Origin of the sequence: Clostridium sp. C8 (assembly GCF_001010885.1) — a bacterium.
Lineage (GTDB): Bacteria > Bacillota > Clostridia > Clostridiales > Clostridiaceae > Clostridium > Clostridium sartagoforme.
Genome location: NZ_LBMX01000065.1, coordinates 19,532 through 34,119, shown reverse-complemented (window position 1 = coordinate 34,119; position 14,588 = coordinate 19,532). Strand labels below are relative to the sequence as shown.

The window sequence follows — 14,588 nt, the reverse complement described above, 5'->3', positions numbered from 1 at the left end:
ATAATTTTTTATTTTAATTGTATAGTCGCTTCGCATATTTGAAAAATATTATACTTATTATTAATACTGAAATTCCTCCGAATAGAACTACTATATAAGGTTCTATACTTTGAAGTAAAATTCCCGATATTATATACGATATTGGGACTACTACTTTTACTATACTTATTGTTAAACTTATTGATCTTCCTCTATATTCTTCCTCTATATTAGTTTGCATAGTATATGAAAATGGAATATCAACTAAAGATATACATATACCCATAAATATCATTATAATTAAATAGTACATTATATATACATTTATATTATTTATAGTTTTAAATAATATCGGAATAGAAAGTAATATTATATTAACCGACATGACTATTCCTACTGCTGAAAAAATATTGTTTAATTTATATTTAGCCATAATTTTTTTAACTACAAATGCACCTATTATCATTCCTACAGGGATTCCTCCCTGAATTAATCCATAACTTTTAGCTGGAATTTCTAATATATTATTTAATATAATTGGTATTGGAATCGTAACTGAAAAAGATATAAAAAAGTTAAATATTATAAATATAGATAGAATTCTAATAATGTATCTTTTACTTATTAAATATTTAAGTCCTTCTGCTATTTCCTTAAAATAGTTCAATTTCCCAAAAGTAATACTTTCACTATCCATTTCTTCTGATTCATTTTCAGTATTATATTTAAAATCAATTAAAGTATCTAAAATTGCTGAAACTATAAACGAAATAGAATTTATTAATATAAAAGTTTCTATATTAAAAGCAGCAAATGCCACTCCTCCTAATACTGGTCCTAACACAGAAGATATTGAATCTATTATTCTATTTCCTGAATTAATGTTAACTACCTTATCTTTTGAAACAATATTAGGAATGGCTGAATCTATGCTTATATCAAATATAATGTTTATACTTGTAATAACAAAAGTACTTAAATAAATAGTTCCTAGATTTAACCCCTTCCAATTACTGATTAAGTACACTGTAAATAAAAATATTCCATTTAAAGCGTTAGCTATAACTGCTAACTTCTTCTTGTTAAATTTATCTACTATTACTCCTACAAAAGGATTCAATATAATTATTGGCAATATACTTAAAATCAAAGTAGTAGAAAAGCTAATGCTTGACCCAGTTATCTTTAATGTATATAAGCTTATGGCAAAAGTATATATGGCTGTCCCAAATATTGATATCAAATTTGCTAGATAAAATAAAATAGAGTTTCTATCTTCTTTATTCTTTATATATTTCATTTTTATCACCTCTAGAAAATTGTATAATATCTTCTATACAACATATCAACCCTATATTTTGGGATATTTTTATTATATTTTAAAAAAAGGTAGGGTTAACCCTACCTTTTTCCAAAATATAAATATGAATAAACTTCCTCACTATCAGAAAAATAATTTTCATATATACTAGGTTTATTTAAATAATCTGACTTTTGATCTGATATCATAGTAAAATTATATTTATTTAGTTCCTCTTTAATATAATTAATGTTAAAATTCTTTCTATTTTCTCTTTTTATGGGGTTACTTAATATAAATTTTTTAAATAAAATATATGATAAAACAACATATGAATCTTCCTTTAAATATTTCAATATATTTTCAAGTGAAAAATCATTTTTATCAAACCAATAATTGCTACTACCTCCATAGTCTAAAAATATATCAATAGATTTTTTCTTTATTGGTATGTATTTAAAATCTGTACAAATAAACATTATATTCTTTTTAAAACTACTTCTTTCTATTAATGACTTTAAGTAATTATGTTTTTCAATATTATTATCTATAGCAATATACACACTATTATCTAAATTATCATATAAATTTCTTAATAAAAAACCTAATCCAGTTCCTATTTCTAATATTACTTTATTTTTAAAAGAAATTTTACATAGTTCATTACATGTCCAATCTAAGCCTTTTCTTAAATTTAAAATATACCTTTCATCTGTCTCTTTTATATAGTCTTCAATAATGAGATTATATATTTCATCACTATTTTTTACAAAATCATCGTCAATAATTAATATTCCTGATTTTATACTATATTTCATACCACAAGTACACTTTAATTTTCCTTCTAATATTTGATTATTTTTTATATTACCATCTTCTAAGTATAACTCATCCCCACATTTAATACATGATAATAGACTTAAGTTTTTAATATCTATTCCTAAGTTAAAACTTTTTTGTATTTCTGTTGTATTTATATATTTTAATTTGTTTATTAATCTTGATTCTATATCTACTAATTCATTTATTTTTCTATTTACTTCCTTTTGCTTTAAATCAAATATATCATATAAAACATTATTTTTTTCATTAACACTAAGTTTTCCTAATGTTTCGTACACAAAAATGGATTTTATTTCATTCAAAGTAAAACCTAATGCTTTTAATTCTAAAATACTTTCAATTTCTTTTTGGCATTTTTCATTAAATTCATATTGAGCACCATTCTTATAAGGTATAATAAGACCTAAATCTATATAATGTCTAACAGTTTCAATACTTACTTTATTCCTTTTACTAAATTCTCCAATTCTCATATATACTCTCACTTTTCAATATTATGATATATATGTCATGCTTATAATCTAAACAATTAAGAATTATATACCATTGTTCTATATTCATTTAAATAAAATAATAAAATCAAAAACATATATATTAATTAATTTTATATTAATTTACTATATCTTTCAAACTTTTGTAGTATTAAAATTATAAAAATATATGAAAATCACTATATTCATAATAATATTAAAATGGAGCTGCCTTATAACAGCTCCTAAAAATTATGCTTTATATAGGATATTACCTAATTATTTATGACCTTCCACTTGATTATCTATCTCTTTTTCTTTTTTATCATCAACAAACCATTTACATTGAGTAGTAGGATTACTTACTATTCCCAGTGCAACTAATATTGACAATATAGTATTTGTTATTGCTTGATATTCTTCTGGAATTACTTCTATACCTAATGAATTTAAAAGCATTGGTATTAAAGCAAATATGGATACCCATAATCCATAATTTTTGAATCTTGACCAATCAAATTCCATAATATCCCCTCCTTAATTCATAATATATTTTATTCACATAATTAAATTATGTGAATAAAAAAATAAAGTCATATTAAATTAAGACTTATTTAGCTTAATTTAATATGACTTTTGGGATTTAATCTAATTTTGATTCTAAAAAGGCTTTATAGCCTCTCATTGTTTCATATATATCTAATTTACTTGCAACTTCCCATGGAGCATGCATATTTTGTAGTGCTACTCCACAATCAATAACTTCCATATTATATTCAGCTAATATGTAAGCAATTGTTCCACCACCACCTTGATCTACTTTTCCAAGTTCAGCAGTTTGATAAGCAATATCATTTTCATCCATTATATTTCTAAGCCATGCCATAAATTCTGGATTTGCATCATTACAGCCTGACTTTCCTCTTGCACCTGTGTACTTACTAAACACAAGGCCTTTTCCAAAATATGATGAATTTTTCTTTTCCATTACAGATGGATAATTAGGATCATAGGCTGCTGTTACATCGGCTGATAGCATTTTAGAGTTTGATAGAGCCCTTCTTAACTTTAAGCTTGAATATTCTCCAAGTCTATCCATTACTTCTGCTACTGTATTTTCAAAGAATTTTGAATGCATTCCTGTAGCACCATTACTTCCAACTTCTTCTTTATCTACTAGCAATATTACTGATGTATATCTAGTTTTGTCTATATCTAAAAGAGCCATTAATGAAGTGTACGCACAAACTCTATCATCTTGACCATATGCCATTACCATACTTCTATCTAATCCATACTCTCTAGCTCTTCCAGCTGGAACTACTTCTATTTCAGCTGATAAGAAATCAGCTTCTTCAAAATCATATTTTTCTTTTAAAATATTAAGAATATTTGCCTTAACAGCATCTTTTTCACTACCTTCTAAAGGCATATTTCCAACTAATAAATTTAAATCTTCTCCTTCGATTACTACATTAGCTTTCTTTTGAAGTTGATCCGCTGATAAATGTATTAAAAGATCTGATATTCCAACTACTGGATCACTACTATCTTCTCCTATAACTACATCTATTTTAGTACCATCTTTCTTAATCACTACTCCATGCAACGCTAGCGGAAGTGTAACCCATTGATATTTTTTTACGCCTCCATAATAATGTGTTTCCATCATTGCAAGATCTGAATCTTCATATAGTGGATTTTGTTTTAAATCTAATCTTGGAGAATCCACATGTGACCCTATTATTCTCATACCTTTTTCTAGCGGCTCTTCTCCTATAAGAAATAAGGCTAGTGCTTTATCTTTATTATTTATAAACACTTTATCTCCAGGTTTTAATTTTTCTTGATTTTCTATTACTTCTTCTAAATCCCTATACCCAAGAGCCATTGCCATATCTATACTAGTCAACACACACTCTCTTTCTGTTTTACATAATGACATATAGTCTATATAGCCGTTACAGAAATCAAATAATTCTTCCTTTTTATTACCTAAATATTTTTGCCAAGGATTTTTCTTATCTTCTTTATTCATATTACTCCTCCTAAAAACTATTATATTTATTATTATAACTTTTATTTATATGATTTATTATTCTATTATCTTATCCATTCTATTTTCAATTATATCTACTGGAGTTACATCTGACATAAGTGAATGTCTATAATTTGCTGCTGCTGCCTCTATTATTACAGCAATATTTCTACCCGGTCTTACTGGTACTCTCAATCTTTTTACTTTAACTCCTAAAATATCTTGGCGTTCATCATTTAACCCTAATCTATCATAGTCCCCATCATCTTTCCAATGCTCAAAATGCATAAGTAATTGGATATCCTTTTCAGGAAGAATAGAACTTAAGCCGTACAATGATGAAACATCTATTATACCAATTCCTCTAACTTCAAGCATCCCTATTGTTATTCTTGGAGACCTTCCTATAAGTTCTCCATCTATTTCTTTTATATCAACTGCATCATCAGTTACTAATCTATGTCCTCTTTTTATTAACTCTAAAGCAGTCTCACTTTTGCCTATACCACTTTCACCTGTTATTAATATTCCTATTCCATATACATCTACTAAAACTCCATGAAGTCTAGTTTCCGGAGCTAATTGTCCTGCTAAATAAATTGTTATTTTGCTTATAAATTGAGTAGTTACTAACTTAGTTTTTATTATCCATACTTTATTTTTTTTCGCTGCCTTTAATAATTCTTCATGTGGCTCTAAATCCCTAGTTATAATTAAGCAATTTAAATTAAAACTAAAGTACTTATCTATTCTTTTTTTACGGAGTTCTACTGCCATAGCATCTAAGAAACTCCATTCTGCTTTACCTATAACTTGTATTCTTTCAGGAGCAAAATAGTTGTAAAACCCTGCTAATTGTAATCCTGGTCTATTTATATCATTAACAAAAATTTCTACGTTTTTATTTCCTTCTACTAATACTTCCATATCAAAATCTTTAATTAATTTTTCTACTGTAACTGACAAATTTATCACCCTTTAATTTCTTTTTTTTAATTCAACTGTTTCTAATTGAGCTTTGAAGTTACTTTTTACACTATCTATATATCTTCTTCTTAATATTTGTTGTTCTTCTTTTTCTGAATCATCTAATCCTTCTTCTTTACTTTTTTTATAAAGTTCATTAATTCTTTTTATTATATCATCCATTTTCATATCTTTATATTCCATCCTTGGTTCTCCTTTGCTTTGACTAATTTTATTTAACTCTTTATTACATTTTACCTTCTATTTTAATCAATATCAACTTATATAATTTCGACAAATTCTAATATTAATTTTTTTGTTAATCATTTACTTTAAGGTATTATTTTCAATTTATACCATTTATTTTAATATTTTCATTAAATTTACATAATTTTTATAGGTTATTTTGTTGTTATTTGTTTTATAAAACCATTTTACATTTTTACACTTTTTGGTATAATATTGTTATAACAAGATGTATTTTGTAAATAGATGGAGGTGCTACTAAAATGATTAAAAAACGTAGAAAACAAATAATAATTAAAAAAGCTATTCTAAATTTCTTACTAGGATATCTTTCACCAAGCAACAAACTAATAATTTATCTTTCTCAAGATTTGGACAAGCTTATAAGTAAAACACAAAAGAATATATATAGAAAATATATTAAAAAACACTTTGGTAGCAACCCTTTGAAAAAGGTTGCCTAAATAATTTACTAATTATTTATTATGTATTAGAGGTATAAATTACTTTGTTTTATGAATATATAAATATAATTACTTATAATCAATAAAAAATATAAAAACTTTTTATGGCTTTAAAAGTTTTTATATTTTTTTGAATTAAAAAACGCCTCAATATTTGAGGCATTAATACAAATTATATTACTAACATGTTTTTTAACCATATCTTTTTATGTTCAATGGAATCTCTTTTAATTAGCAGATAAATTCTTTAGCTACATCTTCAATAGTTACTCCATTTTCTTCTTTTGTAAATAGCGCCATGAATTGAATAGATTCATAATTTGATATCTCCATTTGAAAAGCCATAACTTCTCCTAAAACATCTAATTCTTCTACTATTTCTTCTATTATATCAACTACTTCATCATTAGCATACTCGTAAAGGTATGGAATAAAATACTCTTTGAACCATTCATTACTTTCTTCTTCATAATCACTTTCTTCATTTGAATAACTTCTAGCTGCACTTAATACATCTTCATCAAAATCTAAAAAGAATTTAACTAGAAATATACCATCTTCAGTTTTTAAATCTTCAATTTCAGATAATCCATTTTCATCTAATATGTTTATAATTTTATTGAAATCCATAATTTAACCTCCAAATTAATATAACAATTTTTTATATTCTTTTTTTACAGCTAAAAATTCTTTATCATCTTCAACCAAATTTAATTCTTCTTTTCCATCTACTTCATCTACTCTAAAAACATATACATCTTCACTTTTCTCATCTATTGGTGCTAAAAGTAAATATTCTGTTTCTTCTAAATAAACTCTAGCAACTGCTTCAAAGTCTATTTTATTACCTTTCTCATCTAAAAAACTCATTATTCTTCTTTCGTCTTCATTAATGTTAAAATCTTTATCTTCCATTCTTTTCTCCTTTATATTAACTAATTATTATTATTTTATATTTAAAAGCAATTTTTTACTACTATTTTTATTTTATCCATTTTTATTTATTAGTCAAACTTTGTAACTTTATATCTATTTTTCTCATATTATAAATTAAAAATATTTTCAGAGGATGAGTTTATGCTAGAAACAATATTATTAGTTTTATCAGTATCTATAGATTCATTTTTAGCAAGTATTGCTTATGGAACTAGCAAAATAAAAATTCCATTTTTATCAGCTCTCATAGTTGATATTATCTCTGCTAGTATGTTAGGATTCTCCTTATTAATAGGAGGATTTCTTCAAAATTATATTTCTTCTAATATTGCAAAAATAATAAGTTTTTTTATACTTTTTTTTCTAGGTATATATAGACTTTTTGAAAGCTTACTCAAATCATATATAAAAAAAAGATCACATAATTTTTCGCCTTTAACCTTTAAAGTATTTGATTTTAAATTTGTTCTCCAAGTATATGCTGATGAAGTCAAAGCAGATTTTGATAAATCTAAAATACTTACTCCTAAAGAGGCCTTTTACCTTGCCTTTGCTCTTTCTTTAGATAGCTTAGCTGTAGGGTTTGGTAGTAGCCTTATTTTTATTAATTATATTCAAGTTTTTATAGTTGCTCTTATTATAGGACTTGTATCAATATTATTAGGGGCATTTATCGGAAGAAAATTCATAGAAAATATAAACCTAAATCTTTCTTGGTTATCAGGAGCAATGTTAATTATCCTTGCTTTTTTAAGAGTATTTTAAAAAGCTTGTAGTTTATAGTTATACTATACTAAAAATACAAGCTTACATATGTTTTATTGAAAGCTAAGAAAAGTAAATTTGGTAAAGCCTCTTTATTTATTAAACTTTTTATAATATCTAAATAAAAAGGAAGCTAAAATAGCTTCCTTTTATATTTTATTTAGTTGTTTCTTTTTTCTTTTTATTAAATACGAAGAATGCTCCAGCACCTACTATAATTAATCCTATTACTAATGGGTAAATTGGATTATTTCCACCTGTTGCTGGTAAAGAACCTCCATTATCGTTTCCATTATTAGAAGCTTTTTCTGCAATTATAAACTTACTAAAATGAGGAGTCTTAAATGTTACTTCATTTCCATTTATAGTTGTTTCCATTTCTTTAAATGTCTTAGTTTCTTCATCATAATAGAATACTGCTAAATTTCCTTTGTTTAATCCTTTTAAGTCCTCATCACTTAATTTTAATGTTATTGTTGCAACTCCGTCTTTAAAGTTATGAACCTTAACTATATTATCTCCATTCTTAATTAATAGGTTAAGTTCAAATACTTTTTTAACACCTTTAATTCCAGCTGTTATAGTTGCATCTTCCTTAACATTCATTTCAAAGATTATACTTGAGCCTTCTTTTAATAATTCTTTATCTATTAAGCTAAATGGTATTAATATAGTATTTTCTCCATTTTTAATTTCTAAAGATCCATTTCCATTTTTTATAGCTTCTATATCTTTTATTTCAAGCTTAATTTCATTTGATGGATTCTTTATAACTATTTGATTTTTTCCGTTAGGATTTTCTATCTTTTCAACTACATTTTCTACAGGATCAGGATTTTCACTATCTGCTTTTACAGTAACTTCACATGTAGCCTTAAAGTCTCCATCCTTTGTTGTTACTGTTATTGTTGCTTTTCCTTCTCCTACTGCTATTACTTTTCCATTTTCATCAACCTTTGCAACTTTTTCATCACTTGAAGTCCAAGTAACTTCTTTATTTGTTGCATCTGATGGTAAAATACTTGCTTTTAATTCTAAGCTTTCATTTATCTTTAATTCTGCTGTTGTCTTGTCTAAACTTACTCCTGTTACTTTTACTTCTTGAACCTCTTTACCAACTACTATTCTACCTTCAACTGAATAATTTACATCCCCAAGTTTTTTAATATAAACTTCTAATGCTTCATCCAATGCTTGGAACTCATTTTCTGTTTTAGCATTCTTAAAGTGTGGATATTCATCTCCTCCAGCTGCCATAAAATCATTTGTAGCAACAAGATATTTTGCATTCATATCTAATGCTTTTCCATCTATAGTTATGCTAAATACTCTATTACCAGCTTCTTTATCCTTATCAAACGCATATTTTATACCTGCTACATGAGTAAATTGTCCTGCAGTTGCTGGATATGATTTAACTCCATGTTCAAGAATATCTTTAATTTGCGCTCCTGTTAAATACTTAGTAACTATAAAGTTTCCAAATGGAAGGACTTTAACAACTTCTCCCTTTGTTATTTCACCTTCATTTATGCTATCACGTATTCCACCACCATTTGTTATGGCAATTTGAGCACCTGTTACATAAAGCATTGCATCAGTAATTAAGTTTCCAAGATTAGTTTCTTTTGTTCTAGCATTTTCTCTTGCTCCGTCTAAAACAACCTTAGAATTTCCTATTACTTTTGATAAAATAACATTTTGTGCCTCATCAATTTCCTTTATTTTTGATGTTACAGTTTCATCTGCCTCTATAGTAGATGCTGTACTCTTTGGAATTAAAGTTGCAACTGTATTTACTAATTTCTTTGTTTCTTTATCTACAATAATTTTTACTTGTCCAAGATTTGCTTCATATTCCCCTGTACTTACTATTATTGTTCCATTATCAGCTTCAAGTCCTGTTGGGTATTTGCTATGACTATGTCCATCTACTATAATATCAATACCTTCAACAGCTTTTGCTATCATTGGAGAAGTTATTTCACTAGAATCATCTGTTCCAATATGAGCTATTGCAATTATTACGTCTGCTCCTTTTGCCTTTAATTCTCCAACTTGTTTTTTAGCACTTTCTATAGGATCATTAAAGTTTATTCCTATAACATTATTAGGATTAGTCTTATATGCTGTTTCTGGAGTTGATAACCCAAAGAATCCTACCTTAACTCCATCAATTTCCTTTATTATATTTGAATTTAATAATGCTTTATCTCCCTTCATAACATTTGAAGAAATTATAGGAAATCCATTACTGCCTTCTGATGCCATATTAGCAAGTTCTAAAAGTCTTTGATATCCATAATTAAAGTCATGGTTACCTGGAGTCATTACATCGTAGCCTGCAAGTTTCATTAAAGTTACAATATCTGCTCCTTTATTCATAGTTGCAAATGGCAAACCATGTAGAGTATCTCCCGCATCTACTAATATAGAGTTTGGTATGCTCTTCTTAATTGCTGATATTGTGTCTATTCCAATAACACTTGAATCACTCTTAACTCTACCATGAGTATCATTAGTATGAAGTATTGTGATTTCAACATCATTACTTGGTAACTTTTCAATTTCAGCTGAATCCCTAACTCTCAATCTATGACTTCCCGCTGGTTCTTCTGATGCCAGTCCTATTGCAGAAACCTTATCTCCTACATTAATTCTAGCTTTCCATTCATCATCTACTCCTGGATTTTTGCTGCTTCTAATATATCCTTCAACATAAACCCTTGCTTCCCCAGTTCCATCATTTACAAATATATCTTGTCCAACAATTCTAGTTACTCTTCCTTCTACTTTTACTAAAAGTCCTTCTTTTACTTCAAGCATACTGTCCTTAGTTGAAAGTTTAGTAGGTTGTACTAAGTTAATATTTTCATCTATAATTTTTAATCCTAAACTTTCATTTTTAAGCGCAACTTGTGCATCACCTAAATATGAGGATACTTTTCCTTGAATTCTTACTTTTTGTCCTAATTTCACTGATGTGGTTGAAACTCCAAATATAGTTAATCCACCTGTTTCATCTTGAACATAAATAACATCAAAGAATGAATTTCCTGGTGCTGCAATATTAGATGCTGCAGTTACATACCCTTCAACTACTACTGCTTCACCAAATCTATCTGGAAGATTGTTATTATCAGCATCTACTCTAACATCAGCAATCTTGCTTACAGGAAGCTCTGGTGCTGAAGCAAGCTCTTTAAGAACTTTTTCAGTTATTTGGTAGTTAGAATAATCTAAACCATCCATTTCAAAGTTTGAGAAGAATGTAGCTCCTGATACTACAACTTTAGCTCCATTGTCTAAAGTTTCAACGGCTAATCCTACAACATCACCTTTTCCTACAATTGTATTATCACCTTGTTTATCAGCATCATTTCCGTAAGTAGTTTCATGTCCTCTTACTAAAACATCAATATTTGATGTATCAGATGGCATTGTAAGTGTTGATCCACTATAAAAACTATATTTCTTAGTAGTGTCTATTCCATTCATCCAACTGCTATTTGTGTTATAATCATCAAAATATAATCTGTAATTTTGACCGCCATTTTCATTATCATCAGTAGCTTGGTCATCATTAAATCTTATTTTAGCTCCTATTGCTTCAAGTACAGAATTCCCTTGTCTTGCATTTCCATACTCATCTTTAGCGTCTCCATAATCAGCCTTAGAAGTTATTGCAATATTTCCTCCATTTTTAACAAATCTAGCTATTGCAGCTAATTCGTCCTCAGTATATTTTTGAGGTGTTAATCCATATGCATCTTTTACCGTACTTTGAGGATCTGACATTATAAGTAGTGATGCTCCCTTTAGTACTTCATCTGTTATAGGTTTAGTATTTATAATTGATTTTATTTTATTTTGAGCCATTAATGCAGTTAATGTAGTAACTTTTCCTGAATAATCTCCGGATACATATTGATTTTGATGTGCACCATCTATAACGACCTTAGAAACTTCATTAGCTCCTAAAACTTCAACATCAATAGCTCCTTTAAATTCCTTAACTGTTCCATTTATAGTAGCTGTCACTTTTACTTGGAATGAATAATCTCCAGCTTTAGTAAATGAATATGGTAATTTAGCTACCACTGTTGAACCTGAATCTACTTTTTCAATAGTTTCAGTTTTTATAGCTTCACTTCCATTATTTACATAATATTCTACTTTAATATCATTTATAGCTGTTGCTTCATTATTATATATAGTAGTTCCTATATTAAATTCTTCACCAGCTATAATTACTTCTGTATCAGAATCTACTGTAGAAATTCCAAAGTTTTCTCTATCTCCTACCCAAATTGCTGATGTTACAGCTATATCTTTATCTGCTTGATCTACTCTTACATAATAATATGAACTATTTGATTTATCTATTGAAAAATTCCATTCTTTAACCGTAGAATTTATATTATCAATAGATTGTATAACCTTGCCTCCATCACCAATTATTGATATCTTCTTTATATTATCCCCATTATCTATATCTTCAACATTTACTTTGAAATCTAATTTATCTGTTTTAGGTAATATAGACCCCATAGTACTTCCATTAACTTCATAAGAAATTCTTAAGTTTTCATCTTCAGTTGCATAAACTCTTCTTTCTTTTATTGCATCATAAACAGAGTCTCTTGAAAGGTCTGAAGCTTCTATAACAGTTCTTGCAGTGTTAGCATTACCCCATTTGCCTTTATGGTTATCTTGGTTATTTGTTGGAGCAACATGCCATCCCTTATCTAAAGCTCTTGTATAATACTCATATGAAGGGAAGTATCCAGAACTTCTAATAGCTCCTTCACCATTTCCGACTTCAATTAGTGTTACTTGTTTATCTATTTCAGCATCATAATATGCAAAGTCACTAAAATCTCCAAATGTTTTTCCAGGGTGATTTAATTGTGATAATGATTGCTTTTGTGTTTTTAAAGTATTATAGTAATTCTTTAAATCCATTTTACTATTTGTTCTTGTTTCAAATCCTGGTGTATTGAAAGTGTTCATATGTCCATATCCACCAGTTGATCCTGACCAAGTCATTTCATATCCATAAATAGCAACAAAATCTCCATCTTTATTGTATTTATCTGCTGCACTTAATCCTTTATTCCAAGCTTGACTCATTGATCCATCAGCTATATTAGCTAATTTATCATTATCAAACCAATTAGAGTGATCTGTTACAGCTAAAAAATCTACTTTTGCAGTATTTTCAGCATATTGATATGCTTCATCTACTGAACCTGTACCATCGGATATATTAGTATGAGAGTGAAGTTGTCCAAAATATAAATTTTTACTTACTTCACCAACTGTAAATTTCCATTCCTTTGAAGTTAAGTTTCCTAATGTGTCCTTAACCTCAACTAAAACCGTATGAGTACCATCATCTAAATCTTCTGATACAGAATATTTTATAGTTTGATTGTCTTTAGATATGTTAGCGGTTACATCATTTCCGTCAAGTAATAATTTAACTGAACTCATATCTACGCCTGATTCATCATTAAATGTTGCGCTAACTTCAGGTTTTCTTAAATTTCCTATATTTTGTCCATTAGATGGTTTTAAATCTGTAACTGTTGGGCCAACTTTATCTATAGCCTTATTTACAGTTACTTTACATTCTGCTTTTATATCAGTTCTTATTTTTGATTTAACTTCTATAGTTGTTTGTCCTTCTTTAATAGCAACGACTTTTCCATCATTATCTACTGTTGCTATTTCTGGATTTAGACTTATATATTCAACACCTTTTTCTGTTGTATTTTCAGGAGTATAGTCAAGTGTTAAGCTTTTATTTTCTCCAACTTCTAAAGATATGCTTTCATCGATTCTTAATCCAGTTAATGCAATTTGTTCTTCAGTGCCATTATTATATACTATAGTAAAGTTATCAATATTAATTCTTTTAGCGGCACCCTGTACAAGAATTTTAAATCTAACATTACCTAATTCATTAATTGTAAATTTTTCTTCTTTTAATTCATTTGATATAGAACTTGGTGATCCAACATCTTCCCAGCTTTCACCCGCATTAGTAGATTTTTGAAGCTTCCAAGTTAGACCCGAATCATTTCCGTAGTATCCATGAGATAAAACTATCTCTTTTACATTGGAAACATCAAAATTCATAGATATAGAGCCTTCACCTCTTATTCTAGCTGCTCTACTACCTATCACCTTATCAGAAGGAGGCTGATTCCCAGACATTGCATTATTAAAATTCCAATAACCAGTTGCTAATTGAACATCTGCTGCCGCATAACTTGACTTACTTAGATTTTCAAAATCTTCTATAAGTATATTGGTGTTAATTTCATCTGCTTTAACTACTAAAGCTGTAAAATTAGTTAAAAAATTGGATATAACCATTGTAAAGGTTAACACAAAACTCAGCAATCTAAGTTTCTTTTTATCGCTCACTTTATTATCTCCCCTTTTTTATTATTTTTATTAAATTTATATTATTGTTTTCTAATTTATATACCTCCTTATTAATTTATAATTTTTTAACCTACTATTCTTTAGAATGAGCTAATACTACATATTCTAGTTAACATTTTATTCTA

11 protein-coding genes are annotated in these 14,588 nt (G+C 27.6%); 2 read left to right on the top strand and 9 right to left on the bottom strand.

Translation table 11 applies throughout. From position 1 onward, the window contains the following. Positions 1–13 precede the first annotated feature (13 nt). The 6 genes from AAT22_RS10355 to AAT22_RS10330 form a co-directional block, all read right to left on the bottom strand. On the bottom strand, positions 14–1,279 hold the full coding sequence (locus AAT22_RS10355; RefSeq protein WP_047001147.1) for an MFS transporter: 1,266 nt from the start codon (positions 1,277–1,279) through the stop codon (positions 14–16). A gap of 101 nt (positions 1,280–1,380) precedes the next feature. Then, entirely contained in the window at positions 1,381–2,595 is a 1,215-nt protein-coding gene (locus tag AAT22_RS10350) for a methyltransferase domain-containing protein (protein ID WP_047001146.1), read from the bottom strand. A gap of 276 nt (positions 2,596–2,871) precedes the next feature. Continuing rightward, on the bottom strand, positions 2,872–3,117 hold the full coding sequence (locus tag AAT22_RS10345; protein ID WP_016207240.1) for a phage holin: 246 nt from the start codon (positions 3,115–3,117) through the stop codon (positions 2,872–2,874). A gap of 118 nt (positions 3,118–3,235) precedes the next feature. Continuing rightward, entirely contained in the window at positions 3,236–4,630 is a 1,395-nt protein-coding gene (locus AAT22_RS10340) for an aminopeptidase (protein ID WP_047001145.1), read from the bottom strand. 57 nt (positions 4,631–4,687) lie between these two features. Further along, positions 4,688–5,596 (bottom strand): HPr(Ser) kinase/phosphatase, encoded by a 909-nt coding sequence (hprK, locus tag AAT22_RS10335; protein ID WP_016207242.1) that lies wholly within the window; start codon positions 5,594–5,596, stop codon positions 4,688–4,690. Positions 5,597–5,608: 12 nt separating this feature from the next. Then, on the bottom strand, positions 5,609–5,800 hold the full coding sequence (locus AAT22_RS10330; RefSeq protein WP_016207243.1) for a DUF896 domain-containing protein: 192 nt from the start codon (positions 5,798–5,800) through the stop codon (positions 5,609–5,611). Between the two features lie 305 nt (positions 5,801–6,105). On the opposite strand from AAT22_RS10330, the gene AAT22_RS10325 reads away from it, so the two are divergent. After that, on the top strand, positions 6,106–6,306 hold the full coding sequence (locus AAT22_RS10325) for a hypothetical protein (RefSeq protein WP_047001144.1): 201 nt from the start codon (positions 6,106–6,108) through the stop codon (positions 6,304–6,306). A 231-nt stretch (positions 6,307–6,537) separates the two neighbouring features. Here the strand turns inward: AAT22_RS10325 and AAT22_RS10320 are convergent, their stop codons facing one another. Continuing rightward, on the bottom strand, positions 6,538–6,936 hold the full coding sequence (locus AAT22_RS10320) for a hypothetical protein (RefSeq protein WP_047001143.1): 399 nt from the start codon (positions 6,934–6,936) through the stop codon (positions 6,538–6,540). Positions 6,937–6,951: 15 nt separating this feature from the next. Then, positions 6,952–7,221 carry a DUF1292 domain-containing protein gene (locus AAT22_RS10315; protein WP_047001142.1) on the bottom strand — a complete coding sequence of 90 codons (270 nt, stop codon included), beginning with the start codon at positions 7,219–7,221 and terminating at the stop codon, positions 6,952–6,954. A gap of 162 nt (positions 7,222–7,383) precedes the next feature. Here AAT22_RS10315 and ytaF point away from each other — a divergent pair, with 162 nt between their 5' ends. After that, positions 7,384–8,007 (top strand): sporulation membrane protein YtaF, encoded by a 624-nt coding sequence (ytaF, locus tag AAT22_RS10310; RefSeq protein ID WP_047001141.1) that lies wholly within the window; start codon positions 7,384–7,386, stop codon positions 8,005–8,007. 156 nt (positions 8,008–8,163) lie between these two features. On the opposite strand, the gene AAT22_RS19360 is transcribed toward ytaF, so the two are convergent. Next, complete coding sequence (locus AAT22_RS19360; RefSeq protein WP_084820751.1) at positions 8,164–14,442, bottom strand: 5'-nucleotidase C-terminal domain-containing protein; 6,279 nt, start codon at positions 14,440–14,442, stop codon at positions 8,164–8,166. Positions 14,443–14,588: the final 146 nt, after the last annotated feature.